At 67.5% G+C, this 24,949-nt stretch carries 21 protein-coding genes and 1 tRNA gene; 16 read left to right on the plus strand and 6 right to left on the minus strand.

The annotated features are described in order from the left end of the window. Positions 1-145 precede the first annotated feature (145 nt). The 5 genes from ACVWYS_RS04210 to ACVWYS_RS04230 all read left to right on the plus strand — a co-directional run bounded on the left by ACVWYS_RS04210 (position 146) and on the right by ACVWYS_RS04230 (position 10,903). Positions 146-2,500, plus strand: coding sequence for a DUF222 domain-containing protein (locus tag ACVWYS_RS04210; protein ID WP_456508496.1), 2,355 nt, complete (start codon positions 146-148; stop codon positions 2,498-2,500). Positions 2,501-3,027: 527 nt separating this feature from the next. Further along, positions 3,028-3,999 carry an SURF1 family protein gene (locus ACVWYS_RS04215; protein ID WP_456508497.1) on the plus strand — a complete coding sequence of 324 codons (972 nt, stop codon included), beginning with the start codon at positions 3,028-3,030 and terminating at the stop codon, positions 3,997-3,999. Beyond that, positions 3,996-4,505, plus strand: a complete 510-nt coding sequence (locus tag ACVWYS_RS04220; protein ID WP_116765042.1) for a DUF3817 domain-containing protein — start codon at positions 3,996-3,998, stop codon at positions 4,503-4,505. The genes ACVWYS_RS04215 and ACVWYS_RS04220 overlap by 4 nt, the downstream gene beginning before the upstream one ends. Positions 4,506-4,637: 132 nt before the next feature. Then, a complete protein-coding gene (guaA, locus tag ACVWYS_RS04225) occupies positions 4,638-6,227 on the plus strand; it encodes a glutamine-hydrolyzing GMP synthase (RefSeq protein WP_344362539.1) in 1,590 nt (529 codons plus the stop codon). 356 nt (positions 6,228-6,583) lie between these two features. Continuing rightward, positions 6,584-10,903, plus strand: a complete 4,320-nt coding sequence (locus tag ACVWYS_RS04230; protein ID WP_456509129.1) for an AAA family ATPase — start codon at positions 6,584-6,586, stop codon at positions 10,901-10,903. Between the two features lie 224 nt (positions 10,904-11,127). On the opposite strand, the gene ACVWYS_RS04235 is transcribed toward ACVWYS_RS04230, so the two are convergent. The 3 genes from ACVWYS_RS04235 to ACVWYS_RS04245 all read right to left on the minus strand — a co-directional run bounded on the left by ACVWYS_RS04235 (position 11,128) and on the right by ACVWYS_RS04245 (position 13,302). Next, complete coding sequence (locus ACVWYS_RS04235; protein ID WP_456508498.1) at positions 11,128-11,757, minus strand: RcpC/CpaB family pilus assembly protein; 630 nt, start codon at positions 11,755-11,757, stop codon at positions 11,128-11,130. Between the two features lie 500 nt (positions 11,758-12,257). Next, positions 12,258-12,515: an FmdB family zinc ribbon protein gene (locus ACVWYS_RS04240; protein ID WP_344362545.1), complete on the minus strand. Its 258-nt coding sequence runs from the start codon at positions 12,513-12,515 to the stop codon at positions 12,258-12,260. A gap of 148 nt (positions 12,516-12,663) precedes the next feature. Then, positions 12,664-13,302, minus strand: coding sequence for a 5-formyltetrahydrofolate cyclo-ligase (locus ACVWYS_RS04245; RefSeq protein WP_456508499.1), 639 nt, complete (start codon positions 13,300-13,302; stop codon positions 12,664-12,666). 106 nt (positions 13,303-13,408) lie between these two features. Here ACVWYS_RS04245 and galU point away from each other — a divergent pair, with 106 nt between their 5' ends. The 10 genes from galU to ACVWYS_RS04295 all read left to right on the plus strand — a co-directional run bounded on the left by galU (position 13,409) and on the right by ACVWYS_RS04295 (position 21,226). Further along, entirely contained in the window at positions 13,409-14,326 is a 918-nt protein-coding gene (galU, locus tag ACVWYS_RS04250) for a UTP--glucose-1-phosphate uridylyltransferase GalU (protein WP_344362549.1), read from the plus strand. 5 nt (positions 14,327-14,331) lie between these two features. Then, positions 14,332-14,952: a GNAT family N-acetyltransferase gene (locus tag ACVWYS_RS04255; RefSeq protein ID WP_344362552.1), complete on the plus strand. Its 621-nt coding sequence runs from the start codon at positions 14,332-14,334 to the stop codon at positions 14,950-14,952. Between the two features lie 118 nt (positions 14,953-15,070). Next, positions 15,071-16,093: a hypothetical protein gene (locus ACVWYS_RS04260; RefSeq protein WP_456508500.1), complete on the plus strand. Its 1,023-nt coding sequence runs from the start codon at positions 15,071-15,073 to the stop codon at positions 16,091-16,093. Positions 16,094-16,213: 120 nt separating this feature from the next. After that, positions 16,214-17,077, plus strand: coding sequence for an SDR family oxidoreductase (locus ACVWYS_RS04265; RefSeq protein WP_456508501.1), 864 nt, complete (start codon positions 16,214-16,216; stop codon positions 17,075-17,077). A 46-nt stretch (positions 17,078-17,123) separates the two neighbouring features. Further along, a tRNA-Ala gene (locus ACVWYS_RS04270) sits at positions 17,124-17,196 on the plus strand. Between the two features lie 134 nt (positions 17,197-17,330). After that, on the plus strand, positions 17,331-17,699 hold the full coding sequence (locus ACVWYS_RS04275) for a hypothetical protein (protein WP_456508502.1): 369 nt from the start codon (positions 17,331-17,333) through the stop codon (positions 17,697-17,699). A gap of 25 nt (positions 17,700-17,724) precedes the next feature. Continuing rightward, complete coding sequence (locus tag ACVWYS_RS04280) at positions 17,725-18,195, plus strand: GatB/YqeY domain-containing protein (protein WP_116767292.1); 471 nt, start codon at positions 17,725-17,727, stop codon at positions 18,193-18,195. After that, on the plus strand, positions 18,192-19,784 hold the full coding sequence (locus tag ACVWYS_RS04285; RefSeq protein ID WP_456508503.1) for an ABC-F family ATP-binding cassette domain-containing protein: 1,593 nt from the start codon (positions 18,192-18,194) through the stop codon (positions 19,782-19,784). The genes ACVWYS_RS04280 and ACVWYS_RS04285 overlap by 4 nt, the downstream gene beginning before the upstream one ends. Positions 19,785-19,979: 195 nt before the next feature. Further along, positions 19,980-20,744: a hypothetical protein gene (locus ACVWYS_RS04290; protein WP_456508504.1), complete on the plus strand. Its 765-nt coding sequence runs from the start codon at positions 19,980-19,982 to the stop codon at positions 20,742-20,744. Positions 20,745-20,902: 158 nt separating this feature from the next. After that, a complete protein-coding gene (locus ACVWYS_RS04295) occupies positions 20,903-21,226 on the plus strand; it encodes a hypothetical protein (protein ID WP_456508505.1) in 324 nt (107 codons plus the stop codon). 28 nt (positions 21,227-21,254) lie between these two features. Here ACVWYS_RS04295 and corA read toward each other — a convergent pair whose 3' ends face one another. Both corA and ACVWYS_RS04305 read right to left on the minus strand, forming a co-directional pair. After that, positions 21,255-22,250 (minus strand): magnesium/cobalt transporter CorA, encoded by a 996-nt coding sequence (gene corA, locus ACVWYS_RS04300; RefSeq protein ID WP_456509394.1) that lies wholly within the window; start codon positions 22,248-22,250, stop codon positions 21,255-21,257. A gap of 7 nt (positions 22,251-22,257) precedes the next feature. Beyond that, positions 22,258-22,797, minus strand: coding sequence for an Lrp/AsnC family transcriptional regulator (locus tag ACVWYS_RS04305; protein WP_456509130.1), 540 nt, complete (start codon positions 22,795-22,797; stop codon positions 22,258-22,260). Between the two features lie 175 nt (positions 22,798-22,972). On the opposite strand from ACVWYS_RS04305, the gene ACVWYS_RS04310 reads away from it, so the two are divergent. Further along, positions 22,973-24,214, plus strand: a complete 1,242-nt coding sequence (locus ACVWYS_RS04310; protein WP_456508506.1) for an MFS transporter — start codon at positions 22,973-22,975, stop codon at positions 24,212-24,214. 87 nt (positions 24,215-24,301) lie between these two features. Here the strand turns inward: ACVWYS_RS04310 and ACVWYS_RS04315 are convergent, their stop codons facing one another. After that, positions 24,302-24,805 (minus strand): Lrp/AsnC family transcriptional regulator, encoded by a 504-nt coding sequence (locus ACVWYS_RS04315; protein ID WP_091248924.1) that lies wholly within the window; start codon positions 24,803-24,805, stop codon positions 24,302-24,304. Positions 24,806-24,949 lie beyond the last annotated feature (144 nt).

Below are 24,949 nucleotides of genomic sequence, written 5' to 3' on the forward strand. Positions count from 1 at the left end.
CGCGCACCCTGACCCGCGCCTTTGACCCGAGGGCGTTGACCCATGTGCCGTGAGAACTTGGTGGCCGGGCAACCACTTCGCGGCGGCAGTTGGCTCGCGCACGGTTCCCGCTAAAACTGTCAGACCCCCGGAGGAGACTGGTGTCATGGAAGCCGCCAGGGATTTCATTGAGTTCGGGGACGACGGGCACGGCACGGACCGGTGCACCGGTCGCGCTGCAGGCTGCGGCGCGGATCCCGGCACGGACCGCGACGCAGGCGGCGGCATGGGCCCGGCCCGGTGGTCGGGTGTGGATGTTGCGCTGGCCGCGTTGGAGGCTGTGGGTTCGACGGTGCTTCAGGATGCGGCGTTGTGGGATTTCCGGGCCGCGTCGGACTTCGCCGGGCGGGTGGAGGAGCTCTCGCGCCGGGTGGAGTTTTTGCAGCTGGTGGCGGCCGGCGCGGTGGACCGGACCCGGAAGCAGGCCTCCGCGGCGGCGAGGACGGCGGCGGGGGCCGGCACGTCGTGGACCACGGGCTGGCGCGACGACGCCCCCGGAATCTCTGCGGCTGAGGCGTCGCCCGGTTCAGCGGCTTCGCCCGATGCGCTGTCCGGGGAGGGTGTGCCGTGGGATGCGGCCGGTGACGCGGCGGTGGTCGATGACGGGTACCGGAACACGGCGGAGTTCCTGCGGGCGCGGCTGCGGATCAGCGCCCCGGAGGCCAAGCGCCGGCTCGCCCTCGCCGGGGGCCTGCTGCCCCGCCGGGGACTCACCGGCCAGCCCGTCCCGGCCGTGCACGCGGAGCTCGGTGCGGCGGTCGCGGCCGGGCAGGTCGCGTCCGGGGCCGCGACGGTCATCACGGCGGCGCTGGAGAAGGTCCGGCACGCCTGTGACGCCGGGGCCCTGGCGCGGATGGAGCACGCCCTGACGCGCACGGCCGCGGAGAACGACGCGGACTTCGTGGCCCGGGTGGCCCGGGGCTGGGCGGATGCGCTGGATCAGGACGGTGCCGAGCCCTCCGAGGAGCTGCTGCGCCGGCTGCAGGGCGCCTTCATCCGGCGCCGGCGCCACGGCCTGCACCATCTTGAGATTTTCGCGACCACCGAACAGTTCGAATACGTCCTCACCGTCATGAACACCGGCACCAACCCCCGCACCGGCACCACGGACACCGCCGCCGCCGGGACCACGAAAGCCGCCGCCTCTGAGGGATCGGCCGCCGGCGCCGCTTCTGAGGACCCCACGGCCGGCGCTGAGGGCTCCGCCACCGGTGTCGCCGCCTCTGATGGCTGGGCCGCAGGTGCAGAGACGGTCGCCGGCCACGGCTGGACGGTTGATGCCACCGGCGGTGCCGCCGCTTCTGCTGGCTGGGCCGTGGGTTCCGGGGCTGCGGCCGTTCACGGCTGGGCAGGTGATGCCACCGACGCTGAGGCCACGCCCGTTTCTGCTGGCTGGGCCGCCGAGCCCGCCGGCACGGCTTTCGCCGTGGGGTGGGCTCCCAGTGCGGCCGCCGGCGAGCGTTCGAGCCTCGGACACGCCGACGCAGCCGGTGCCGGCGGTCAGTGGCCGGTCACGGATGCCGGGGCCGGCGTGTCGGCCTGTGATGCCCGGGCCGCGGGCGTGTCGACTCCGGCGGATGCCCAGGCTCCCGCCCCGGGGAATCATGCCGTTCCAGATGACGCCCCCGCAGCAGCGGGCCAGCCGGTCCCTGAGGAGGATCCGGGGGCGGCGGGGCTGGATCATCGGTCCCGGGCCCAGCGGCTGCTGGACGGCCTGGTCGGTGCCTGCGAAATCGCCCTCGCCACCGGCGGCCTGCCCGCCGCCGGCGGGCTCCGCCCCCAGGTCATGGTCACCATCGATTACCGGGACCTGCTGAACCGGCTCGGCACCACCCCCGACGCCCAGACCGGCCCGACAGAAGGTCAGGAAACGGCGGCTGGGGCGGGCGAAGCCGGTGAGGCCGCCGGCCAGGCCGGCCCGGCGGAAGCTCAGGAAACGGCCGGCGCGGGCGGCACCGCGGCCGCGGCGGCCGGCGTGGAGCCGGCCGGTTCGGTGTTCCGGCCCGCGGGAGGGGTGCGGGAAACGGGTGCGCTGCTGTTCACCGGTCCCGTCACGGCCTCCACGGTCCGGAAGATCGCCTGCGACGCGGACATCATCCCCGTCCTGCTCGGGGGTGAGGGACGGATCCTGGACATCGGCCGGGCCTCCAGGATCTTCCCGCCCCACCTCCCCAAGGCCCTCATCGCCCGGGACCGGGGCTGCGCGTTTCCCGGCTGCACCATCCCCGCGCCCTGGTGCGAAGCCCACCACATCACGTACTGGTCCCGAGGCGGGACCACGGGCACGGAGAACGGGGCCCTGCTCTGTTCCCATCACCACCACCTGATCCACAAGGAAGCGTGGACCATCCGGCTGCGGACCGGGGTTCCCTGGTTCATCCCGCCACCCCACATCGACCCCGGCCAGAAGCCCCGCCGCAACCACTACTTCACACCCGCCCGACTTGCCCGGGCCGCATGACCGCGGCCCGGAGAGTGGCACCGCAGCACCTCAACGCGGCCTATGGCGGCAGACCGGTCAGTGGCGGCGTCATCCGGGCTAACGTGCCGGCCGTGTAATCACGGAGCCGGCGGTGGCGGCGTGATCCGGGCTAACATGCCAGCCAAGTGGACCAGGCAGTGACGGCGTGATCAGGTCGGCGAAGGCGGCTCCCCACGAAGGACGCATAACCGAGTTCCGTGTTGTGGCCAGTGAACATGACCAGGACTTACGACAGTGGCCGGGACAGAGACGACGGCTCCTCATGACGGCCCTACGACCGAGTCCCAACCGGTGCCAGGGAACCTGACGACGGCCTACGACCGAGGCCCGGTTGGCGACGGCGGCTCCTCATGACGGCCGCATATCCGAAGCGCGGGGGACGGCAAGCGCGGCATCACCTCAACTAGGTCCGGTTGTCTCTACCTCGTCGTTGCCGGGTCAGGGAGGGGTGGGTCCGGCGTCGGCCCGTTTCGTTGTTCTACAGGGGGACGAAGTACGGTTAGGAGGTGCTGAAAACTGCCCTCAAACCCCGCTGGATCGCAGGACTCGTGTTCGCGATCGCCATTTCCGGGGTCTTTGTGCTGCTGAGCCAGTGGCAGTTTGGCCGCTCAACACAACCCGAAGCCCCGGTCTCCACCACAACCGAGGAAACTCGCCAGCTTACGTCGGTCCTGCAGCCGGGCGGATTTTTCCCTGGTTCGGTGGCTGATCAGATGGTCTCGGCCACCGGAAGTTATGACCCCCAGAAACAGGTCCTCGTCCCGGGGCGACTGAATGACGGGGCCAAGGGCTACTGGATCGTTTCCGCCTTCGCCGTCAAGGATGCTCCTGTCCTGAAGGGCGGCGGGGCCACACCGCAGACCTGGATTCCGGTCGCCCGCGGCTGGATCGCTGATCCCTCGGACGCCGTCGCGCCGCCGTCGGGCACCATCGCACTGACCGGGCGGCTACTGCCGTCCGAATCGCCGCTGGCGAATACCGACCCCGGACCCGGCCGCGCGAGTGCCGTTTCGGTCGCCGAACTCATCAACGACTGGAACGTCAGCAGCTACCCGGGATTTGTCGCGGCAAAGACGGAACTCTCCGGCAGCACCGACGTCGGTGCGCTTGCCACCGGAGGCGACGTCAAACCCCTTCTGATTGGCCCGCAGCCGCCTGCGCAGCAGGTCAACTGGCTAAACCTGTTCTATTCCGTGGAATGGGTGGTCTTTGCCGGGTTCGCGTTGTTCATCTGGTGGCGTCTGGTCAAAGACGACTACCGCCGCGACCTCGAAGACGCCCTTGACGCGGAATCAGCCGCGGAATCGGCCGCGCAACCGGACAAGGATCCGGTGGCGCAACTGGACTCGGACCCGGCCGAGGAGTCGGTCAAGGAACGGGCCGGACAGGTGCCCGGCACCTCCAAAGACCCGCAGCCGCCGGCAGCCGAAGCGCATCGCACAGCCCCCAATCCCACAGACCCGAGAGTGCAATCATGATCGAGCCCCAACCCGCCATCCAACCCCAGCCAACCAACGGCACGGGGACAACCGGCAAGAAGCGTCGCTTCGGCGGCACCGAGGCCCAAATCCGGTCCGCCCTGAAGTTCTACAAAGTGCTCGCCTACCTGACGGGCTCGATGCTACTCCTGCTGTGCGCCGAGCTGATCGCCCGGTACGGCTTCGGGCAGTACCTCTACGTCGGCGGCACCGACGCCGTCACCGGCCAGCCGTTCGGCCTGGGCTTCGCCGACGCCGAGCCGCCAGGAGTGATCGGGGGCGTCAACCTCTCCATAACGGTGCTGATCGTGCACGGCTGGATGTATGTCGTGTACCTGATTTCCAACTTCCGGCTGTGGTCGCTCATGCGCTGGCCGTTCAGCAAACTGGTGATCCTGGCCCTCGGCGGCGTCGTGCCGTTCCTGTCCTTCTTCGTCGAGAAGAAGTTCCACGCAGAGGTCGAGGCCGAACTCGCGGCGAACCCCCAGGCTCCCCAGCGCTACTGAGCCGGGGAGACGCCGCGAACAGCGGCAGCAGCCGCCGTCGGGCGTGTGAGTTCGCTTACCCGGGGCTTGATTCGAGGCCCACAGCGGCTTCTCAATGTGCGGGCGGGTAGCGGCGCAAAGTAGGCTAGTGGGGTGACTACTCCCACTGCATCCCAGACGTCCCACAGGCCGGTTCTGGTTGTTGACTACGGTGCCCAGTACGCGCAGCTGATTGCCCGCCGCGTCCGGGAAGCGAATGTGTATTCGGAAGTGGTTCCGCATACCTTCACCACCGAGCAGCTGCTGGCCAAAAACCCCGCCGCGATCATCCTCTCGGGCGGACCCGCAAGTGTTTACGCCGAAGGCGCCCCGAGCGTTGGCGCCGATCTCTTCGAAGCCGGTGTCCCCGTCTTCGGCATCTGCTACGGCTTCCAAGCCATGGCCAACGCCCTCGGCGGCAAGGTAGCCCAGACGGGTCTTCGCGAGTACGGTGCCACCGAGACCACCACCTTGGGTGAAGGCCGGTCCATCCTGGCTGGCATGCCTCAGCACCAGAGCACGTGGATGAGCCACGGCGACTCCGTCCATGAGGCCCCTGAAGGCTTCGAGGTTCTCGCGACGACGGCAGGCGCCGAGGTGGCGGCCTTCGCCAACGAAGAGAAATGCCTCTACGGCGTGCAGTGGCACCCCGAGGTCAAGCACTCGGCCTACGGCCAGCAGGTCCTGGAGAACTTCCTGTTCAAGGGCGCCAAGCTGGAACCGAACTGGACTGCAGGCAACATTCTCGAGGAACAGGTTGACCGGATCCGTGAGCAGATCGGCGATGCCCGGGTCATCTGCGGACTGTCCGGCGGCGTCGACTCTGCAGTGGCTGCCGCCCTGGTGCAGCGCGCGGTCGGCGACCAGCTGACCTGCGTTTTCGTGGACCACGGCCTGCTGCGCGAGGGCGAGGCCGAACAGGTCGAACGCGACTTCGTGGCCGCAACCGGCGTCAAGCTCTACGTCGCCAACGAGCAGGAGCGGTTCCTGAGCGCCCTGGCCGGTGTCAGCGATCCCGAGACCAAGCGCAAGATCATCGGCCGCGAATTCATCCGCGCCTTCGAGGAAGCCGAACTGGCGATCATCGCCGAGGCAGCGGCGCACGGCGAAAAGATCAAGTTCCTCGTCCAGGGCACCCTGTATCCCGACGTCGTCGAATCCGGCGGTGGCGAAGGTGCAGCCAACATCAAGAGCCACCACAACGTGGGCGGCCTGCCCGAGGACCTGCAGTTTGAACTCGTTGAGCCGCTGCGCGCCCTGTTCAAGGACGAGGTCCGCGCGGTCGGCGCTCAACTCGGCCTCCCGCAGGAAATCGTCGGCCGCCAGCCGTTCCCCGGACCCGGCCTGGGCATCCGGATCGTCGGCGACGTCACCAAGGAACGCCTCGACCTGCTCCGCAAGGCCGACGCGATCGCCCGCGCCGAGCTGACCGCGGCCGGACTCGACAACGAGGTCTGGCAGATGCCCGTCGTGCTGCTGGCGGATGTCCGCAGCGTAGGCGTCCAGGGTGACGGACGCACCTACGGACACCCGATCGTGCTCCGTCCCGTGTCCTCCGAGGACGCCATGACGGCGGACTGGTCGCGGCTGCCCTACGATCTCCTGGCCCGGATCTCCAACCGGATCACCAATGAGGTGGACGGCGTCAACCGTGTGGTGCTGGACGTGACCAGCAAGCCGCCGGGAACCATCGAGTGGGAATAGCAGTGTGAATGGCCGGCCTTTCGAGGCCGGCCATTTCATTTTGTTTCTGGCAATTCGGGTTGAATTTCGCACCGCTCAGTGTTGCGGCCCCGCAGGTGCCCCTGATTCGGGCTACCCTCGAAGGCATGCCGGTATGGTCCAAGGCGTCCCGCGCGAGCCAGGCAACCGCGAGCACACAAAACGCGGCCATGGAAAGCGCGGACGCAACACAGACACGCGTTGACACGTCGAACGCGCTAAAGGCGAGCCCGCCGCGGTCCGGCATGGAGGAATCCGGCCGGGAGAAATCCAGCCCGGAGAAGTCCGGCATGGAGACATCCAGCACAGAGAAGTCGAGCATAGAAAAGAAGGCAGCAGTGTCAGTTGGTCAAGGCCACCCCGAGGGCTCCGAGGAGTTCAGGAAATGGCTGTCGGGGCTCAAACCCGTCACCGGAGCAGATACGATGCTGCGCTTCACCAAGACGCCCGAAGGCTCGATTGACCTGACCCATGCCCATCCGTCGGGGCTTGCCCAGCTCATGGCAGGCCGGCGCACCCGGCTCTCAACCCTGATCCGGGACCGCCAGCAGTACGTGATTGCCGCCAGGGCCTCGCGCAACCTGCGCTCGAAAATCTTCGAACTCGCCAACGACCGCGGCATTGACGCGGGCTATTTCTCGGCCGGCACGGTCGTCTGGACGTCCGCCGTCGGAGGTAAACCGCAGCGAATTTCCGCCCCGGTCATGCTCACCGCCATTTCCCTCACGGTGCGCCCCGGCGAGGACGACTACGAACTGCAACTCACCGAACAGGCGCAGATCAACCCCGCACTGGTCCGGCACCTCAAGTCAGTCCACGGGATCGTCTTTGACGTCAGCGCGGTCACGCGGATGGCCTACAGCACGGCGCGTTATGACCCCCAGCCGGTCCTGGACCGCCTGGGCACGCTGATCCAGCCGATTGCCGGTGCCGAGATAGAGCACAACCTCCTCGTCTCCACGTTTGCCGACCTCTCCGGCAACCTGGATGACCCGTGGATCAACCCGAACAACCCCCTCGTCACCGCCCTGGCCCGGTCCGGTTCCGGCGAATTGGTCGAGGTGCCCGTGCTTGAACCTGGGCGTTTCCCCAGCACGGATAAGCGGGACCCCGCCGATGAGCTTCTGCTGCTCGACGCCGACACGGACCAGCAGTACGTCGTCGACGCCGTTCGGGCGGGCGACTCGCTGGTGGTCAGCAGCCCGCCGGGCACCGGCCAGACCCAGACCGCCATCAACACCATCGGCGCCCTCGTCGACGAGGGCAAAACCGTCCTGGTAGTGGGCGACAGGCGCGCCAGCCTCGCCGAAATCTCCGCCCAGCTGGAGAGCCTTGGCCTGGATTCCGTACTGCTGCAGCTCGCCGGCAATGCCAGCCCGCTGCAGCTCAAGGGCCAACTGGTCCGGGCGATCGTCCGCAACGAGAAGTCGCTCCAACCGCAGCTAAGCAACCTGCACGCCACGCTGACGGGGCACCGGCACGCCCTGATGGACCATGTTGCCTCGCTGCACAACGTCCGGGAACGCTGGGGCTGTTCCCCGTACGAGGCCATGCAGTCGCTGGCCGAACTGACCTCCATCCAGCCGGCGCCAGCCACGACGGTCCGGCTCAAGCGCAGCGTGCTGGATAACATCCGGGACCGCGAGGAGCTCGCCGGCAGGCTCCGCCGCGCTGCCGAACTCGGCGGTTTCAGCCGTGCGTCGACCACCAGCCCCTGGCACGGAGCACGGCTCCTGACCCGCAAGGAGACGCAGGAAGCGCAGGCGGTTGCACGGTCCGTCGCGGAGAAGCTGCCGCTGCTGCGCGGGCGAATGGACGAGGTGGCAGAACACGCCGAGATTCGCCTCGGCGGGACTTTCACCGAATGGGGCGAACAGATCGAACTGCTCGTGGCCGTCCGCGAAAGCCTGGACAAGTTCACTCCCGACATCTTTGACCGGCCCGTCCATGACCTCATCTCGGCCACGGCGCCCTCCGCCTGGCGCCGGGAACGGGGGATCGAGATGCCCTCCATGCAGCGGTCCCGCCTGCGCCGGGTGGCCAAGGAATATGTCCGTCCCGGCGTGCACATCGCGGACCTGCACAGCTCTCTGGTCCTCGTGCAGGAGCAGCGCGCCGCGTGGGCCGGGTATGCCACGACGCAGCGGCACCCTGCCGTGCCGTCCGGGCTGGCCGAAATCTCCGGCCTCTACCGGGAGCTTGAGTCAGAACTGGCCGAACTGGGCCAGGCAGTCAAGCACACCGCCGCAGGCGGCGATCTGGACCGCGTGCCCTATGCCGATCTCCTAACCCGCGTTCAGCGACTCGTCGCCGACACCGCGACACTCGAAACCCTCCCGGAGCGTACGCTGTTGGTCGAGAGCATGCGCGAGCACGGGTTGGGCGAGCTGCTCGCCGACCTGGCCGAGCGTGAGGTCCCCGAGGGATCTGTGACCGCAGAACTCGAGCTGGCCTGGTGGCAGTCGGCCCTGGAAGCCATGATTAGCGGCGATGACTACCTCGCCATGTCCGACGGCGACGCCCTGCGCCAGCTGGAAGCGGAGTACCGGCTCGCTGACAACGCCCATATCGCCAGCGGCGCTGCCCGGCTCCGGTGGAACCTGTCCGAGCGCTGGCGCACGGCCATCGAGGCATACCCGCGCCAGGCCGAGCTGCTGCGCAGTCTGCTGAAGGACGGCAGGGTTACCCTTGCGGCACTCAGCGGCCAGGCGCAGGAGCTGCTGCCCACACTCGTTCCTGTATGGTCCGTCAGCCCGTACCTCATGACGGGCCTCCTGCCGATCGAGCAGACCTTTGATGCCGTAGTGATCCTGGACGCCGAGACAACATCGCTGCAGGCCGTCCTCCCGGCTATCGCCCGGGCCCGGCAGGTCATAGCTTTCGGCGATGACCAGATCGCCAGCCCACGAACCTTCACCGTGGGGGTCGAACGGCTCGCCGCAGGGGAGAGCTCCTACCAGAGCGTCGAGAGTGCTTACCGTGCGCTGACTGCCGTACTGCCCGTGTGGAACCTGAGGACCGTGTACCGCGCGGTCGATGAAGACCTGGTGCGCCAGCTCAGCAAGGGATATTACGGCGGGGAACTCACACGGCTCCCGGAAGGGCAATCCGCCACAGGCCTCGACCGTGCCCTCAGCGTGGAATACCTTCCCGATGGCACAGGGCTGCCCAGCGCCGACCACGACGGCGTTGAATCGGTGGTTGCCGAGGTGAACCGTGCGGTGGAGTTAGTCTTCGAGCACGCCCGGCTCCGTCCCCGGACCTCGCTGGCTGTGGTGACCGGCAGCCTCCGTCACGCCGCCCGGATCGGCGAAGCCATCCGGGCCCAACTGCCCAACTACCCGATGCTCGGCAGTTTCTTCACAGCAGGGGAGGAATCCTTCCGCGTCGTGGATCTCGAACGGGCCCAGGGGCTAGTCCGCGACCACGTCATTTTCTCCCCGGGCTATGGGCGCACGCCGCACGGGCGCACGCTCCACAGCCTTGGCCCGCTCTCCGCCGACGGCGGACGCGCTAAATTCGCCTTGGCGATGACGCGTGCGCGGCGATCCCTGCACGTGCTCAGTTGCTTCCGCCCCGAGGACCTCGACGTCAGCCGCCTGAGCCATGGTGCCGTGGATTTCTACGAACTACTGGACCGCGAGATCGCGGGGAATACGGATCTGGGCAGCCCCGCATCCCGGGCGGCCGCCAGCGAGCAGGCGCTCGGCGCTGATCCGCTCGTGGCAGACCTGGGCGACCGGCTCCGGGCCCGCGGTGCGCGCGTGTGGCACCAGTACGACGGCGTCCTCAACATGGTGGCCGCCGCCGATCCGATGACCACGATCGGCCAGGAGGATGCGGAGATTCCCCGTCCAGTGGCGATTGAGTCCGATGGCACCGGCCACTACCGGCGAATGAGCGTCCGCGAACGGAGCCGGCTCCGGCCGCAACTGCTTGAGCGGCTTGGCTGGCGTTATATGCCGCTGTGGACCATCGAGGTCTTCACTGATCCTTCGGCCTGCGCCGACCGGATTGGCGGCTACCTCGGGTTGGAGAAGCCTGCCGTGTCCAGTCGGCTCCGGGCATCCCACGGGTTCTTCGACGACGACATTGAAAACCTGGCGATCAACGACGCCCGGGGCCAGGAAAGCCACGTCTTCTCAGGGCACGCACCGGCGGGAGATGATTTTCATGGGCGCGAGACCGCGTCCACTCAGTCTGCAGCGCGGCCGGGGGATGCGCACGAGTCAGGTGCTACGCCCCTGCTGAGGCCAGAGGCTGGGACCATAAACGGTGCAGCCACGACCGGCAACAATGGTATGACAGGCAGTACAGGCAGTAAGGAGTCCGGCGCCATGAGTGCAGACGGCGACATCCAGAACAGCAGCGGCGCTACCGCGGCTGAAGCGAACGGCGACTCCGGGTCGGCGGCCCGGGAACCGGCGGCGGGGGAGTCGGCAGCGGGGGAGTCGGCAGCGGGGCAGCCCGCCGGAGAAGCGCGGGAGCAGGCGACGCCAAAGGAGAAGTCCCGGCGCGCGGCGGCGCCAGCAACGGCTGCCGGGGCAGTGCTGCCGAACAAGGCGGCCGAAGACGACCCGCGGCGCTGGGGCGACCAGCCCGAGAACTACGACCACGATGCGTGGCTCCAGGAGCAGAAGCCTCCGCACTGGGGTTGAGATGTAAGGCCGGTGCCGAGTAGCCGGCGGCGCCGGCGACCGCAATCGGTCTCAGGGACTACCGGCCGGCGGTCGGGGACTTAGCCGGGCGCTCGGTTAGGGACTTAGCCGGGTGCTCGCCCTGAAGCCTGCGGTAATCCGATGCAAGGACTACCGCGCCGGCGGTCAGGCTCTTAGCCGGGCGCTCGCCATGGCGAGAGTGTGCACGCCAGTCACCCAGCCACTCACCCCGGCGCTGCCGCCACAAGCACGAAGAACAGCTTGCCTTGGGTTGATGCGCCGGCCAATCGCCGCGCCTGATCGGCCGCGGCTGCCACGACGATGAGCCCGTCCGCGTCAGCGTCCGCTGCGGGCAACCACTGGCCCGTCTTGCCGCCCTGCACGGAGGTCCACAGTACAGGGACGGCTTCGGCCAGGATTTGGCCTTCAGCGGCTTGTTCGAAGCCGCTGCCGACGGTGAGCACCACGTTGACGAGTTGTCCGGGGGAGAGCAGCCGGATAGACGCAGGATCCGCCATCCTGAGCGGTACGGCTGCGGAACCGGGCGGGCTTCCGGCCAGCAGGCCAGGGCCAAGGATCTGGGCGTCGGTGAGGAGCTGGCCTTGGCGCAGCGGTGCGGCCAACTGCTTGCCCTCGAACGCGTTTTCGCCGCCCGGGCTGCCGGCCGGCACTAGGCCGGGCGGGATGCTGATCATGCGGACGTCGCCTGGTTCCAGGGTTTTTCCGGCGGGAAGATCCGCTACGGCTGCGAACGCAGTGGCGGTGTCGGCGGGCGCAGGAGTTAGCTGCTGAACAGTCAGGCCAGCGGCGATGCACAACATGAGCGCCGCCAGTAGCCGGCGGTTCCGGCTCAACCAGTTGCCCAGGCGGCGTCGCGGCGGCCTGCCGCGCGGCAACCGCTGCCGGGGCGGTCTCCCGGGCCGGGTGTAATTCCGGATGGAGCTGCCGGCAGAAGGAAACGTGGGCGGAAGGAGGCCAGCGGAGCGGATCCCGGAGCGTGCCCAGCTGGCGGGCATCGCTCCGTTCCCGGGCCGGGGCGGCAGCGAAGAGGCCTTGAAAGACGGCCAGGAAGCCGGGTTGAGTGAGGGTGCCATGGCCGCCACGCTACGGACTCTGGCATGCTCGCGGGAGTCGCGGAACTGCTTATGTGGACAACGGGAGGCAGGAAGGACTGTGTAGGCTGCGGCATGCCGGCATTAGTGCGCGATTGCACGGCACAGGGACTGCGGCCACGGTGCTGCCTTGGCAGCGGTGTCTTTCGCGAACAACGCTCCGGGGCGGCGGCCGGAGGCTAGGCGGACGGTTCCGTCCGGAGACGGTGCACCAGGGCTGCACGGATGGCAGCCTTGGGACCCTAGCTGGCGGCGGCCGGGGCAGGCGCCGTTGCGGGTGCGGGAGCCGCAGCGGGGGCCGGGGCAACTGTGCTGCCCTTGGTGTCGCGCGAATCGGTCCGGTAGAAGCCGGATCCCTTGAATACAACGCCGACGCTGTTGAACTTCTTGCGCAGCGTGCCCTGGCACTCGGGGCAGGACGTCAGGGAGTTGTCGCTGAACGACTGCACGATCTCGAAGGCGTGGCTGCAGTCCTTGCAGGCATATGCATACGTGGGCACTGGAAATCCTCCTCTGGGACAAACGAGCAGGTCCCGTGCTGTCGAGTCGGGACCGGTCGATATATCTATCGATATACCTGTCGGCGGGTTCCGTCTTAGCAGTCGCAGGGCCTGAGTGCTAATTCTATCACCCCCGCAGGACCCCCGATCAGCGGAGCCGGATGATCCCGCCCGGTGTCAGCGCCGCGTCGACCTTCCGGTCGAAGGACTCGGCGGGAATACTGCCCGCGGGCAGTACCTCAGTGTCGTAGACGACGGCGACAGTCGGCAGCGGTACGGCGTCGGACGCCCTGCCGGCCGCGGACGAGCCGGACGCGGAGGACAGGGCGGCCAATGTGGCAAGGAACTTGTCGTAGTAGCCGCCGCCTTGTCCGATGCGGTTGCCCGAGAAATCCACTGCAGTGGCCGGCAGGAAGATTGCGGTGGCGTCCAGCGTCACCGCGGTGCTGTGGCGCTCGCCAACAGGCTCCTGGATGGGGGCGAACCGGCTGCGGACAAACCCGGATTCCGGAGTCCAGTACACCCAGCTGAGTTCGAGTTCGGGTTCGCAGACGGGAAGGAGCACCCGGTGCCCGGCATCGACCAAGGCTGACAGCAGCGGCAGCGTGGGCGGTTCGGCGCCCACGCCCAGATACGCGGCGAAGGTAGCCCGGCGGCCGCCGGTCAGATCGGATGCCCACTCGAGTCCGTGGCGGGTGATGCCTGCCGCTGCGGCATCGAGCGCGTCCAACGGGAGCGCCGCACGCCTTGCCCTGTGGCTGGAGCGTATTTCGTCTTTTGACGCCATGACTGGTCCGTCCTCTGCATCGTGCAGCCTGCTCCGCAACGTCAGGGGGCCCGCGGGGCAGGCCGAATAATTACGCAATGATTGGTCCCTCCGTTAGATTAGTCGAGTGAATACACCCAATGCTTCCGTCCGCAAGGCCGTCATCCCCGCCGCGGGCCTTGGTACCAGGTTTCTTCCGGCCACGAAGGCCATGCCCAAGGAAATGCTGCCTGTCGTTGACAAGCCGGCCATCCAGTACGTGGTCGAGGAGGCCGTGAATGTCGGCCTGAACGACATCCTGATGATCACGGGCCGCAACAAGCGGGCGTTGGAGGACCACTTCGACCGCGTTCCCACGCTCGAAGCCACCCTCCAAGCCAAGGGTGACACGGCAAAGCTCGAGTCCATCCAGGCCGCCAGCAACCTCGGCGACATCCACTACGTCCGCCAGGGCGACCCCATGGGCCTCGGCCACGCGGTCCTCCGGGCCAAGCAGCACGTCGGCCAGGAACCGTTCGCCGTGCTCCTGGGCGATGACCTGATCGACGCCCGCGATGAGCTCCTCAGCACCATGATCGAAGTACAGGCCAAGACCGGCGGGTCGGTGGTCGCGCTGATCGAGGTGGACCCGTCCCAGATCAGCGCCTATGGCTGCGCCGACGTCGAGGCGATCGCCGGTGAGGAGTACGTCCGCGTCAAGCAGCTCGTGGAGAAGCCCGACGTCGAGGACGCCCCGTCAAACCTCGCGGTCATTGGCCGCTATGTCCTGCACCCGGCCGTCTTTGAAGTGCTCGAGCGCACCGCGCCGGGCCGCGGCGGCGAAATCCAGCTGACGGATGCACTGCAGGAACTCTCCACCGGCACCGGCGAGGGCTACGGCGTGTACGGCGTCGTCTTCCGCGGCCGCCGCTACGACACCGGCGACAAGCTCAGCTACCTCAAGGCCTGTGTCCAGCTCGCCTGCGACAGCGAGGACCTCGGCCCGGGCCTGCGCGAATGGCTGCCCGGCTTCGCGTCCAGCCTTACCCCCAGCCTCGCCAAGTAATTCCCGTGGGGGGCAGCTTCACCTGGCCGGTGACTCTGGAGAGCGGCGACATCGTGTTGCGCCCTATCCGGTACCGGGACCGCAAAGAGTGGACAGCGCTTAGGTCACGCAACTGCGAGTGGCTTGCCCCTTGGGAGGCATCAAACCCGGTCCCCGGCGGCGGCCTGCCGGATTACCGGCAGATGGTGCGGTCGCTGAAGGCCCAGGCCGCACAGGCCACGGCCCTGCCGTTCGTGATCGCCGAATGGAGGCCTGGGCACGAGAAGCCAGTGATCGTGGGACAGCTGACCGTGTCCTCGATCGTTTGGGGATCGGCCATGATGGCGACGTTGGGCTATTGGGTCGATCAGGACCGGGCCGGCCGGGGGATTGCCCCCACCGCCGTGGCCATGGCGACGGACTACTGCTTCGGAACCCTTGGCCTGCACAGGATGGAAATCAACATCAGGCCGGAAAACGGGCCGAGCCTGCGAGTGGTGGAAAAACTCGGGTTCCGCGACGAAGGATTCAGGCCCCGATACCTGCACATCAACGGTGAATGGGCCGACCACCGCACCTTCGCGCTCACGGCTGAGGAAGTGCCGGAAGGCCTTCTCGCCCGGTGGTTGCGGAGCCGGCCGGCGTGAGCCCTTGATAGCCGCCTGACCAGCCACTACGCCCCGGCCCCCACCAATTGCCGGCGCGCCCGCGACACACCCCTGACAATGCGGCCTAGCACCCCATATACCTCATACGGTTTTGAGTGTGGACTTCCCTCTTAGCAGCTCTGTGATCCTTGTCATTGCTGTTGCGCTCTGGATCGTGTGGGTGGCACCCTACGTTCTGCGGAACGGGCGCCACCAGCTGCAGCCTGCAGGCGAATTCCTGGCGGACGTCATCGACATAGAACCAGTAGACCCACAAGCGGGGAAGGTTATGAAAATGGCGGCGCAGCAGGACAAGCCCATGAATATCACCCGGCGCGCAGAACCTGCCGGCGGCACCGCAGGGCCCCGGGATACGCCAAGGGAGACACGCGGTGCAAGCCCGCTGCCCGCAGCAGCCTCCCCGGCGTTCAGGATTCGCTGGGGCCGGCTGGTGCTTGCGCTGGCCGGGATGCTCTCCCTGCTCACCGGCGTGGTGTCTGCACTCCTTCGACTGTTCGGCGTCGGATCCGGCTGGCTGCCGGTGGCAGCCCTGGTGGGCGCCGTCGCGTCCGTGGCAATGCTTCGCCGTCTCGCTATCCGCGACCGCCGGCGGAGGATGAACGCCGCATTCCGTGCAGCCATGGGCAGCCCGGCGCAAAGGCCTGTGCGGCCGTCGGTGCCCGAAGAGACCCCGACCCTTCCTGCGGAGCGCCCCGGCGTGCGGCCCGAGAATCCGCTCTTCGACGCCGAAGCGGACCGCTCCACACCGGAACCTTCGCCCAAACCGCTCACCGCACTGGATCTCCGCCAGGCAGCCCTGGCCGAAGCGGCAGCCTCGGGCGACACCGCGGCAGCTGTGGCAGCCGCACCGGCGGCACCTGCGGAAGGCTCCAGCTGGGAGCCCGTGGACGTTCCCAAACCCACGTATGTCGAAGCGCCGAAGGCCGAACGCGCGGCCCCCAAGCCGCTGGACCTGCCCCAGGCACCGAAGGCCGTTGGCAAGCCGTCGCTCAAGCAGGCCTCGGCTCGGCCGGCCGCCTCCGATCCCCGGATCGCCGACGATCCCGAGACGAAGCAGCTCAGCAAGGCCCAGAGCGCGTTGAGCAACCTCGATGACGTTCTTCAGCGGCGACGCGCCTGACCCGTTCCGATCTTCCGGAGTCTTCGCCCCGGGCAGCCAGTGATGGCTGTCCGGGGTTTTGCATTCCCCGCAGCGCCCCGGCAGGGAGCGCTGCACGGGCCGCTGCGGTAGCCTCTGGTCATGACAAGGATCTGCGTCGCCGGTGGAACCGGCCAAGTGGGCCGTGAGGTGGTGCGTCAGGCTCTCGACGCCGGGCATTCCGTGGCCGTGCTGAGCCGCCGCCCGCCGGCGGCCGGCACCGGCGGCAGCGGCGGGGGAGCGGAGTACTTCCGCGCGGACGTGACGACGGGCGAAGGGCTCGCGGCCGCTGTGGCCGGGGCCGACGTCGTGATCGACTGCCTGGAGGGACGCTCCGGGAAAGCGCGCAAGAACTTCGCCGACGGCGGCGCGCGGCTCCTGGCCGCCGCCCAGGAGGCGGGCACGGCCAGGGCCGTGATGCTCTCCATCGTGAACTGTGATCACAGCAGCTATGCCTTCTACCGCTCGAAGGCGGCGAAAGAGCATGTCTACGAGCTGTCCGGGCTCGAGACGGTGGTGGTGCGGGCCACCCAGTTTCACTCGTTGCTGGCGATGATGTTCGGCGCCGGATCAAGGATCAGGGTCATCCCCGTGGTGAGGGGCGCCCGGTTCCAGCCCGTCTCACCGGCCGACGTCGCTGCGATGCTCCTGGAGGCCGCACTGGAGCCGGCACCGGATTCGGGGCGCGGCCCGGCGCCGGAGCCGGAGACGGCGACGGCGCCGGTGCCCGAACCGGCGCGCCCGCGGCACCGCGTGCTGACCATCGGCGGCCCGGAAGCCAAGGACATGGCCGACTTCGCCCGGGAATGGCAACGGGCCACCGGCGCGAAGGGCCGCCTGGTGCGCCTGCCGCTGCCGGGAGCGATGGGCCGCTACCTGCGCGCAGGGCTCAATCTGGTGCCGGAAGCGCGACACGGCACCGAGACATTCCGTCGCTGGCTGGCAAACCGCGCAGATAGTTTGTAGCCTAGGGACACCGGCAACGCCGTTCCGACAGGACCGGCGTTGCTTCGGGGCTATAGCTCAGTTGGTAGAGCGCTTCGTTCGCATCGAAGAGGTCAGGAGTTCGAATCTCCTTAGCTCCACAGCTTGTAAGGGGCCCGGCGGAACAGCTGCCGTGCTGGCCCTGTGAACGTTGCAGCCCGCGACAGCCACGCCAGTGCCGGAATCCAGTGCCGCAAACCAGGACGGAAATCCACTGTAGACAAGGCCACGAACCATGAAGAACACCCTCTCGCTCGCTCTGGTTCTGCTGACTCTTCTGTTGGCCGCCTGCTCCGTCGCCCCCACTTCAGAACCGACCGCCGGCAGCCCGTCCACGGGGCTGGCGGCGTCGCTTCCCAAACCGAACCCGGCCCAGCAGGATGCGCTCCTGGCCGCCTTCGCCCAGATCAACCCGCGCCTGTCGAACGATCACGCAGTCGAGACGGCCCGCGGCCTCTGCGGCCGGCTGCTGGGGCAATCGTCGGCGGACCAGCTCATCGCCGCGGCGAAGGCGGCATTCACTAACGGCGACGTCCCGGTTGTCTCGGACGAGGAAGCCCAGCGGATTCTCTCGGCGATCGGGGCCAACGGGTTCTGCCGTTAGCCTTGTAGGTGACACGAGGAGAACAATGACCACCCTGAAAGAACGACTGCACGCCGACGTCGTGAGCCACATGAAGGACCGTAACAAGGTTGCCCTCACCACTGTGCGCAACGTCCTGGGCGAGATCGAAACCCGGGAGAAGTCGGGCAAGACGCCGATCGTCCTGGACGACTCGCAGGTGACTTCCCTCCTGCAAAAGGAAGCCGCCAAACGCCGCGACACGGCCCGCATCTACACCGAAGCCGGAGAAACCGAACGTGCCGCCGCCGAGATCGCCGAGGCCGAAGTCATCGAGGCCTACCTGCCCAAGGCACTCACCGCGGCGGAGGTCGAGACGATCGTGGACGAGGCCATCGCCGCGCTCAAGGCCGAGGGCGTCGAACTGTCTCTTCGCCAGCTCGGGGCAGTCATGAAGCCTGTCACCGCCAAGGTGGCCGGACGTTTTGACGGCAAGGCCGTCAGCGAAATCGTGCGCAACCGTCTCGCGCAGCAATGAGCCTGATCCGCCTGCACGACGTCGGGGTCCGCTTCGAGAACGCACAAATCCTCCGCGAGGCGTTCTTCCGCCTCGAGCCGGGAGACCGGGTGGGCCTGATTGGCAAGAACGGCTCCGGCAAAACGACCATCCTCAAGCTGATCCTGGACCAGGTTTCCCCGGACACCGGAACGGTCACCGTGGAACAGGGAACCAGGGTGGGGTACTTCTCCCAGTTTTCCGAGCTCGACGGCGAGGCAACAATCCTTGAGGTGCTTGACGGCCTGTTCGTCGACATCAAGGCTGCCGAGGCCGAGCTCGCGGCCATTGACGCTGCCATTGCCGCGGATCCTGACGGCGCCGAACTCGACCGGCTGATCCGGCGTCAGGCCGAGCTGTTCGAGGACATGGACCGCCTCGACGGATGGGACTACACGCGGCGCATCGACACCGTCCTGACCACGCTGGGGTTCAGCGAGGCCCACCGCACCTGCTCGATTGACGAATTGTCCGGCGGCTGGCGAAACCGCGCCGCCCTGGCCAAGATCCTGTTGGAGGGCCCGGATGTCCTGCTCCTCGACGAGCCCACCAACTTCCTGGATGTGGCCGGCGTCGAATGGCTGGAAAGCTGGTTCCGCGACTTCAAGGGCGCCGCGATCATCGTCTCCCACGACCGGAAATTCCTTGACGCCGTCGTCACCCGGATCATCGAGGTGGAGAACTTCCACCTGCACGAGTACCCGGGAAATTTCGCCGAGTACGTTGTCCAGAAGCAGTTCCGGCTCAAGACGCTTGAGGCGCAGTTCGTCCATGAATCCGAGCTTCTGGCCTTCGAAGCAGAGGGCATCGCCGACCGCCGCGAGGCCACCAAGGCCGCCAGCCGCGGGCTTGGGAACCAGTTGGCCAAGATCAAGAAATCGCGCACGCCCCGGCCGGTTGACCAGATCGTCACGGAGATCTACGGCGGCCTGCACGTGAAGGATGTCCTTTGCCGTGTCGAAGCGCTGGGCAAGTCCTACGGCGACAAAGTGTTGTTCGAAGACCTGAGCTTTGAGATCCGCCGCGGCAACAGGATTGTGGTCCTGGGCTCCAATGGCAGCGGCAAGTCAACGCTGCTCAAAGTCCTGGCCGGCGAGGAACAGGCGGATTCCGGCGACGTGGCCTGGGCCAAGGGGCCGGGTTTTGTGTCATACAACCAAATGCTGGATGAGCTCGACGACGCCGACACCGTGTCCCACGCGGTCAACGCGCTGCCGGACAGCCTCGCCTTCAGCGCCACGAAGAAGTCCGTCAACAGGTTCCTCGCGATGTTCCAGTTCTCCGAGGCCGACCTCAACCAGAAGATCGGGAATCTCTCCGGTGGACAGAAAGCACGCGTCGCCATGGCTCAGTGCCTTCTGTCCGGGGCCTCGGTGCTGCTCCTGGATGAGCCCACCAACCACCTCGACATGACCAGCACCCAAGTGATGGAGCGGGCACTGCTCCACTTCCCCGGGGCGGTGGTGGTGGTCAGTCACGACCGCTTCTTTAGTGAGAAAATCGCCAACCGTCACCTGGTCTTCGGCAGTGACGGCTCGCAGCCCGGCGAGGTTGACGTCCGCGCCGCCTGAGTGGACGCCGGCTAAAGAACGCGACTTAAAGAACGCGGAGATGAACGGAAGCTCAGCGTTTGCCCAGCATTGGCTCAGGATGGGGCAGAAGTGGCTGATGAGCCGCAAAACGGCTGATTCTGAAGGGTAATGTGGCGCTGGCTGCCGGTGGGGGACCGGCAGCGGTCTCACTATCCGTTGTGAAAGGAATCTCCCATGGCAGGAATTTTCGGCTGGCTCAGCGCACTGGGCACCACCGGCAAGGCAGTAGTAGTTGCATCCGTCGTCGTCACCGGCGGGGCAGGCGCGGCGGCTGCTGCCGCGACCGCCGATTTCCCGGCTGACCCCACGTCGACGACGTCGACCGACTCCCCGACGGCGGAGCCGAGCGACAGCCCGACCGACACCCCGACGTCCGAGCCGAGCGACAGCCCGACTGCGGAGCCCAGCGACGGCCCCTCATCTGAGCCGAGCGACACCCCGACGTCCGAGCCCAGCGACACCGCGACCTCCGAGCCGAGCGATCCGGCCGGGTCGCAGACGCCTGGGGCCGACGGCCAGGAGTCCGCCGCGCCGAGCGATCCCACTGACTCGGAAACCCCGGCAGCGGATGACCAGGGTACGGACCAGAGCGGGAACGAGGGCAGCGACGACCAGGGCGAAGACCAGCAGAATTCCGCTGCGCCGAGTGCACCCGCCTCTGCTCCGGCGGCCCCCGCCACTCCCGAGTCGCCGGCTGCCCCGGCACCTGCTGCTCCCTCGGCACCGGCCGAAGATGACGGACAGGGTTCCGCCGACGCTCCGGAATCTGACGGTTCCCACGAAGGGAACGGCAACAGCGGATGGGCACACCAGAACGCTGACGCACACCGCGCTGCTGGCCAGGCCAACGCTGACGGACACCGCGGCGACGGTGGCGGCGACCACGCCGGCACGTCCAACGAACACGGCGGCTCCGGTAGTCACGGCCACGACGACTAATTAGAAAGCCCTGCAAAGCGGGGGCCCGGACCAGTGGTCCGGGCCCCCGCCGTCGTGACGGCCCGAAAACGCCACGGCCCGAAAACGACACCGCGGAAAAATGACACCGCAGGCCCGCCGCCGGGCGCGCGGTGCCGGGTCCGCGGGATAATGGAAGCATGACCGACCAGCAGCAGGACCGCGATCCGTGGGAGGAGTTCGACAGCCTCAAGCCGGCTGGCCCGGACCGCGTTGCCGGCTACCCCGGCGGGGAACCCCAAGGCTTCGGCTTTCGGACGGGCGTCCGCAGCGCCCGGGTGGCCTTCGGATTTGCCGTCTACTCCCTGGCGCTCGGCAGCATTCTGGTCCTCACCGGAGCCATCGTCTTCATCGGCAGCGGGAAGTGGCTGTTGCTCGGGCTCATGGCGGTGATAGAGGTCATCTTCGTCCTGGCGTTCCGCCGGCTCGTGGCCCAGGCTCGGAACCGGCGGACTTCGGGTTAGCTCCGGTCGTTCGCGGAACCGGATCGTCCTAGAGCCAGCCCTTCTTCTTGAAGATGGCGTACATGAGCGCCGCCGTGCCTGCCATGAGAGTGACTGCCATCGGGTAGCCCAGCGCCCAGTGCAGCTCCGGCATGTGGTCGAAGTTCATGCCGTACAGTCCGGCCACGAAGGTCGGGGCGAAAAAGATCGCGGCCCAGGACGAGATCTTCTTGACCTGCTCGTTTTGCTCCGCGCTGGCTTCATTCTGCCGGTTGGCAGTCAGGGTCCCGTCCAGGGTGAGCGCGTTCTGCAGCAGGTCCCGGAAGGAATCGGCGCGGGAAATCAGCCGCTCCACATGGTCCTCGACGTCGCGGAGGCTGTGCTGCAGTTCCGTGTCCACCCGGTACTTTTCGAAGCCCCGCCGGAGTTGCTGCATCATTGCCGGCAGCGGATGGATGGCGCGCTGGAAATGGATAACCTCCCGGGCAAGTTCGTAGATGCGCCGTGAGACCAGAGGGTCGCCGCTGAAGAGCTGGTCCTCGATCTCGTCGATGTCGTTTTCCAGTCCGGCGACCACGGGGCCGTAGTCATCCACCACCTGGTCCATGAGCGCGTACAGGACCGCCTCCGGGCCGTGGCACAGCAGGTCCGGGCGGCGTTCCATCCGGCGCCGGACCTGACCCACCACCCCCGTCTCGGCGTGCCGGACGGTGACCACGAAGTTACGGCCCGTAAAGACGTGCAATTCGCCGAACTCCACGGTTTCGGTCTCATCCAGGTACCGGGCGGGCCGGAGCACCGTGAACAGGTTGTCGTCATAGCGCTCCAGTTTGGGCCGCTGGTGCGCCGAAATCGCGTCCTCCACCGCCAGGCCGTGCAGGTCGAACTCCGCCGCGACGGCGGCCATCTCCTCCGGCGTGGGCCGGTAGAGACCAATCCAGGCCATGCCGCCGTGCTCGGTCAGGGTCTCGAAGGTCTGCTCGAGGTTCCGCGGCTCGACGGCACGGATACCGTCAACGTAGACGGCGTTGTCGATGATAGTCACCGGGACATTATCCAGTGTTCACCTGGAGTTCGTCGGCACCGCCCCGGCGCGACGCGGATCGGCCGGGAGCCAGGGCGCTGCTTTGGACAAGCCGGCTGATCAGCGGCTCGGTCCGGTAGGGGATATGGGTGTGCAGCGCCAGCACGGTTTCGGTGCGGATGACCCCCCGGATCCGCAGGATCGACCGCAGGGCTGCCTGAAGGTTATGCGTATCGGTCGCCACCACGCGGCACCAGACATCGCCCCGCCCGGAGATCTCATGGACTTCCAGCACCTGTGGAATCAGCCGCAACGCGCCTACGACGCCGTCGAGTTCCCGGTGGTTGACTTCGATCGTCACGAAGGCGACGACGTCGTAGCCCACCGCTTCGAGGTCGATCTCGCGGCCGCCGTCGTGGAGTATGCCCGAGCGCAGCATGCGCCGCACCCGCGACTGGGCGGTGTTCCGCGCGATGCCCAGGGCGTCACTGAGGTCACCGATCTGGATCCGCGGATCCCGGATCAGTTCCAGCAGGATTTTCAGGTCGGTGGGGTCCAGACTGTTCAAATCATCACTCCGGTTCACTTCGACAGCCTGAGAATGACTGTTTTGCTCAATTCTGGCACAAAACTTGGCCATGCAGCTCACTGGTGTCGCATCCTATAGATACCAATCTTCGACCGGGCCGGGCTGTTCCCCCACAAAGGGAAAGCCTGGCCCGATATTTTGCAAGGGCACGGACATGACAGTCTTCAGTGAACTCCGCATGCGCCCGGCCACAGCTGACCGCTGGGGCTGGGACGCGTCCACCACCGCACGGCTCGTGATGGCCGGAGTCGTGATTTTCACGCTGCTCGTCGGCGCGAATCTTGCCACGCCGTTGTACCCCCTGCTGCAGGCAAAGCTCGGAATTACGTCACTCGATGTCACGGTGGCGTTCTCGGCCTATGTCCTGGCGCTCGTGGCCACGCTCGTCCTGGCCGGCCACTGGTCCGACCACATCGGACGACGCGCCGCACTGATGCTGGCGGTCCTGGTGGGCCTGGCCGGCGGCTTTGTCTTCGCCACCGCGGGCAGCCTGGTGGCGCTCTCCGTCGGGCGCGCGCTGCAGGGCATCGCCGTAGCGCTTGCCACCGGCGCGAGTTCTGCCGCGCTCCGCGAACTCCTGCCCAGCAGGCCCGAGTGGGCCTCCCGGTTCACGCTCCTGGCCTCGGCGGGTGGCGTTGCCGCCGGCCCTGCGATCGGTGGAGTGCTGTCGCTGCTGCCCGGGCCGACCTCGACGCCGTACTACGTGCACTCCGTGGTCCTCGCCGCCGTCCTAGTGCCGCTCTACCTGCTCAAAGCGCGGCCCGCCATCAGCCTGCATGCGGGTCCTCAGCCGCTGCGGGTCCTGGCGCCACGGCGTCCGTCCGTCTCCAGCGAGGCGCGGGGCGCTTTCTGGCTGGCCTCGTCCGTGGGCTTCCTGAGCTTCACCGTCTTCGGCTTTTGCCTCTCGCTCGCGCCCGGTTATTTTGCCCAGATTGTCCACGCGGATTCACGGCCGCTGATCGGGCTGCTGGCCGGACTGACGCTGGGTTCCTCAGCCCTGAGCCAGCTGCTGGCGGTCCGGGGCAGGTTCGCCGTGCCCGCGGGCCTGGCCGTCCTGGGCATTTCAGTCCTGATGATCGCCGCAGCCGCCGCATGGAGCAGCCCGTGGCTGCTCATTCTGGCCAGCATCACTGCCGGCGTGGGGCAGGGCGTGGCATTCCGGACCGTCTTCAACGATGTTGCCGGCAAGGTGGAGGCCGCCCGGCATGCCCAGATCATCAGCACTGTCTACGTCATCACGTACCTCGGGAGCGCCATCCCGGTGATCGGTTTGGGACTCGCGACCGGGATGGTGGGGCTGCAGAGTGCCGTCGCCGGCTTTGTCGTGGTGTGCGCTGCCGCTGCGCTGACCCTGGCGGCGGTTACCCTGCGGAGCGCACTGCGCCGGCGGGCCTAGCGGCCAGGGGTCGGCCCGGAAACGGGCCCGGAAACGGGCCCGGAGAAGGCCCCGGAGAAGGCCCCGGCAACCCGGGAGGCAGCCAGCTTACGGCAGCGGGCCGTGGTTGCCCTGGATGTGGTCGAACACCAGGGTGGTCTCGGTGTGCCCCACGACGGGATCGGTGGCAAGGTTATCCAGCACCCAGTCCCGGAGGTCCTCGGTGGTGGCCACGGCGATGTGCAGCAGGTAGTCCACTGATCCGGAGGTGTGGAAGGTCGAGAGCACTGCCGGGAGCTTGGGGACCCGGGCCGTGAAGCGGTCGATCTGTTCGCGGTCGTGGGCGCGGAGCCGGACGGCGATGAGGGCCTGGACCGAGCGCCCGATCGCGGACAGGCTCAGCTTGGCCTCAAAGCCCTCGATGATGCCGCGCTCCGACAGGGCGCGGGTGCGCATCAGGGCCGTCGACGGCGCGATCCCCACGAGCTCTGCCAGTTGCTTGTTCGAGATGCGCGCATCCGCGACGAGGGCAGCTAGCAGGCGCTCGTCGATCGCGTCCAGCGGCTCGCTGGCACCCGCTCCCGGCCGAACATTCTTCGCACTGCTGCTCACGGATCCTCCTTGAAGTGTTGTCAGTTCATCATAAGCGGCACAATCCAACAGTTCCATTCAGAACCCCTACTAAACCTCGAATTATTGCCAGATACTTGCGGCATTCAATGGTGAATATTCGTAAGGAGTAAGGTGCTCTCTCAA

It is taken from the genome of Arthrobacter sp. TE12231, assembly GCF_054062895.1.

Excerpts from the sequence above, each read along its gene's own strand:
- ACVWYS_RS04210 (WP_456508496.1), top strand. The coding sequence starts at position 146 with ATGGAAGCCGCCAGGGATTTCATTGAGTTCGGGGACGACGGGCACGGC.
- ACVWYS_RS04220 (WP_116765042.1), top strand. The coding sequence starts at position 3,996 with ATGATCGAGCCCCAACCCGCCATCCAACCCCAGCCAACCAACGGCACG.
- ACVWYS_RS04245 (WP_456508499.1), bottom strand. The coding sequence starts at position 13,302 with ATGGCGTCAAAAGACGAAATACGCTCCAGCCACAGGGCAAGGCGTGCG.
- ACVWYS_RS04265 (WP_456508501.1), top strand. The coding sequence starts at position 16,214 with ATGACAAGGATCTGCGTCGCCGGTGGAACCGGCCAAGTGGGCCGTGAG.
- ACVWYS_RS04275 (WP_456508502.1), top strand. The coding sequence starts at position 17,331 with ATGAAGAACACCCTCTCGCTCGCTCTGGTTCTGCTGACTCTTCTGTTG.
- ACVWYS_RS04280 (WP_116767292.1), top strand. The coding sequence starts at position 17,725 with ATGACCACCCTGAAAGAACGACTGCACGCCGACGTCGTGAGCCACATG.
- ACVWYS_RS04285 (WP_456508503.1), top strand. The coding sequence starts at position 18,192 with ATGAGCCTGATCCGCCTGCACGACGTCGGGGTCCGCTTCGAGAACGCA.
- ACVWYS_RS04290 (WP_456508504.1), top strand. The coding sequence starts at position 19,980 with ATGGCAGGAATTTTCGGCTGGCTCAGCGCACTGGGCACCACCGGCAAG.
- ACVWYS_RS04295 (WP_456508505.1), top strand. The coding sequence starts at position 20,903 with ATGACCGACCAGCAGCAGGACCGCGATCCGTGGGAGGAGTTCGACAGC.
- ACVWYS_RS04310 (WP_456508506.1), top strand. The coding sequence starts at position 22,973 with ATGACAGTCTTCAGTGAACTCCGCATGCGCCCGGCCACAGCTGACCGC.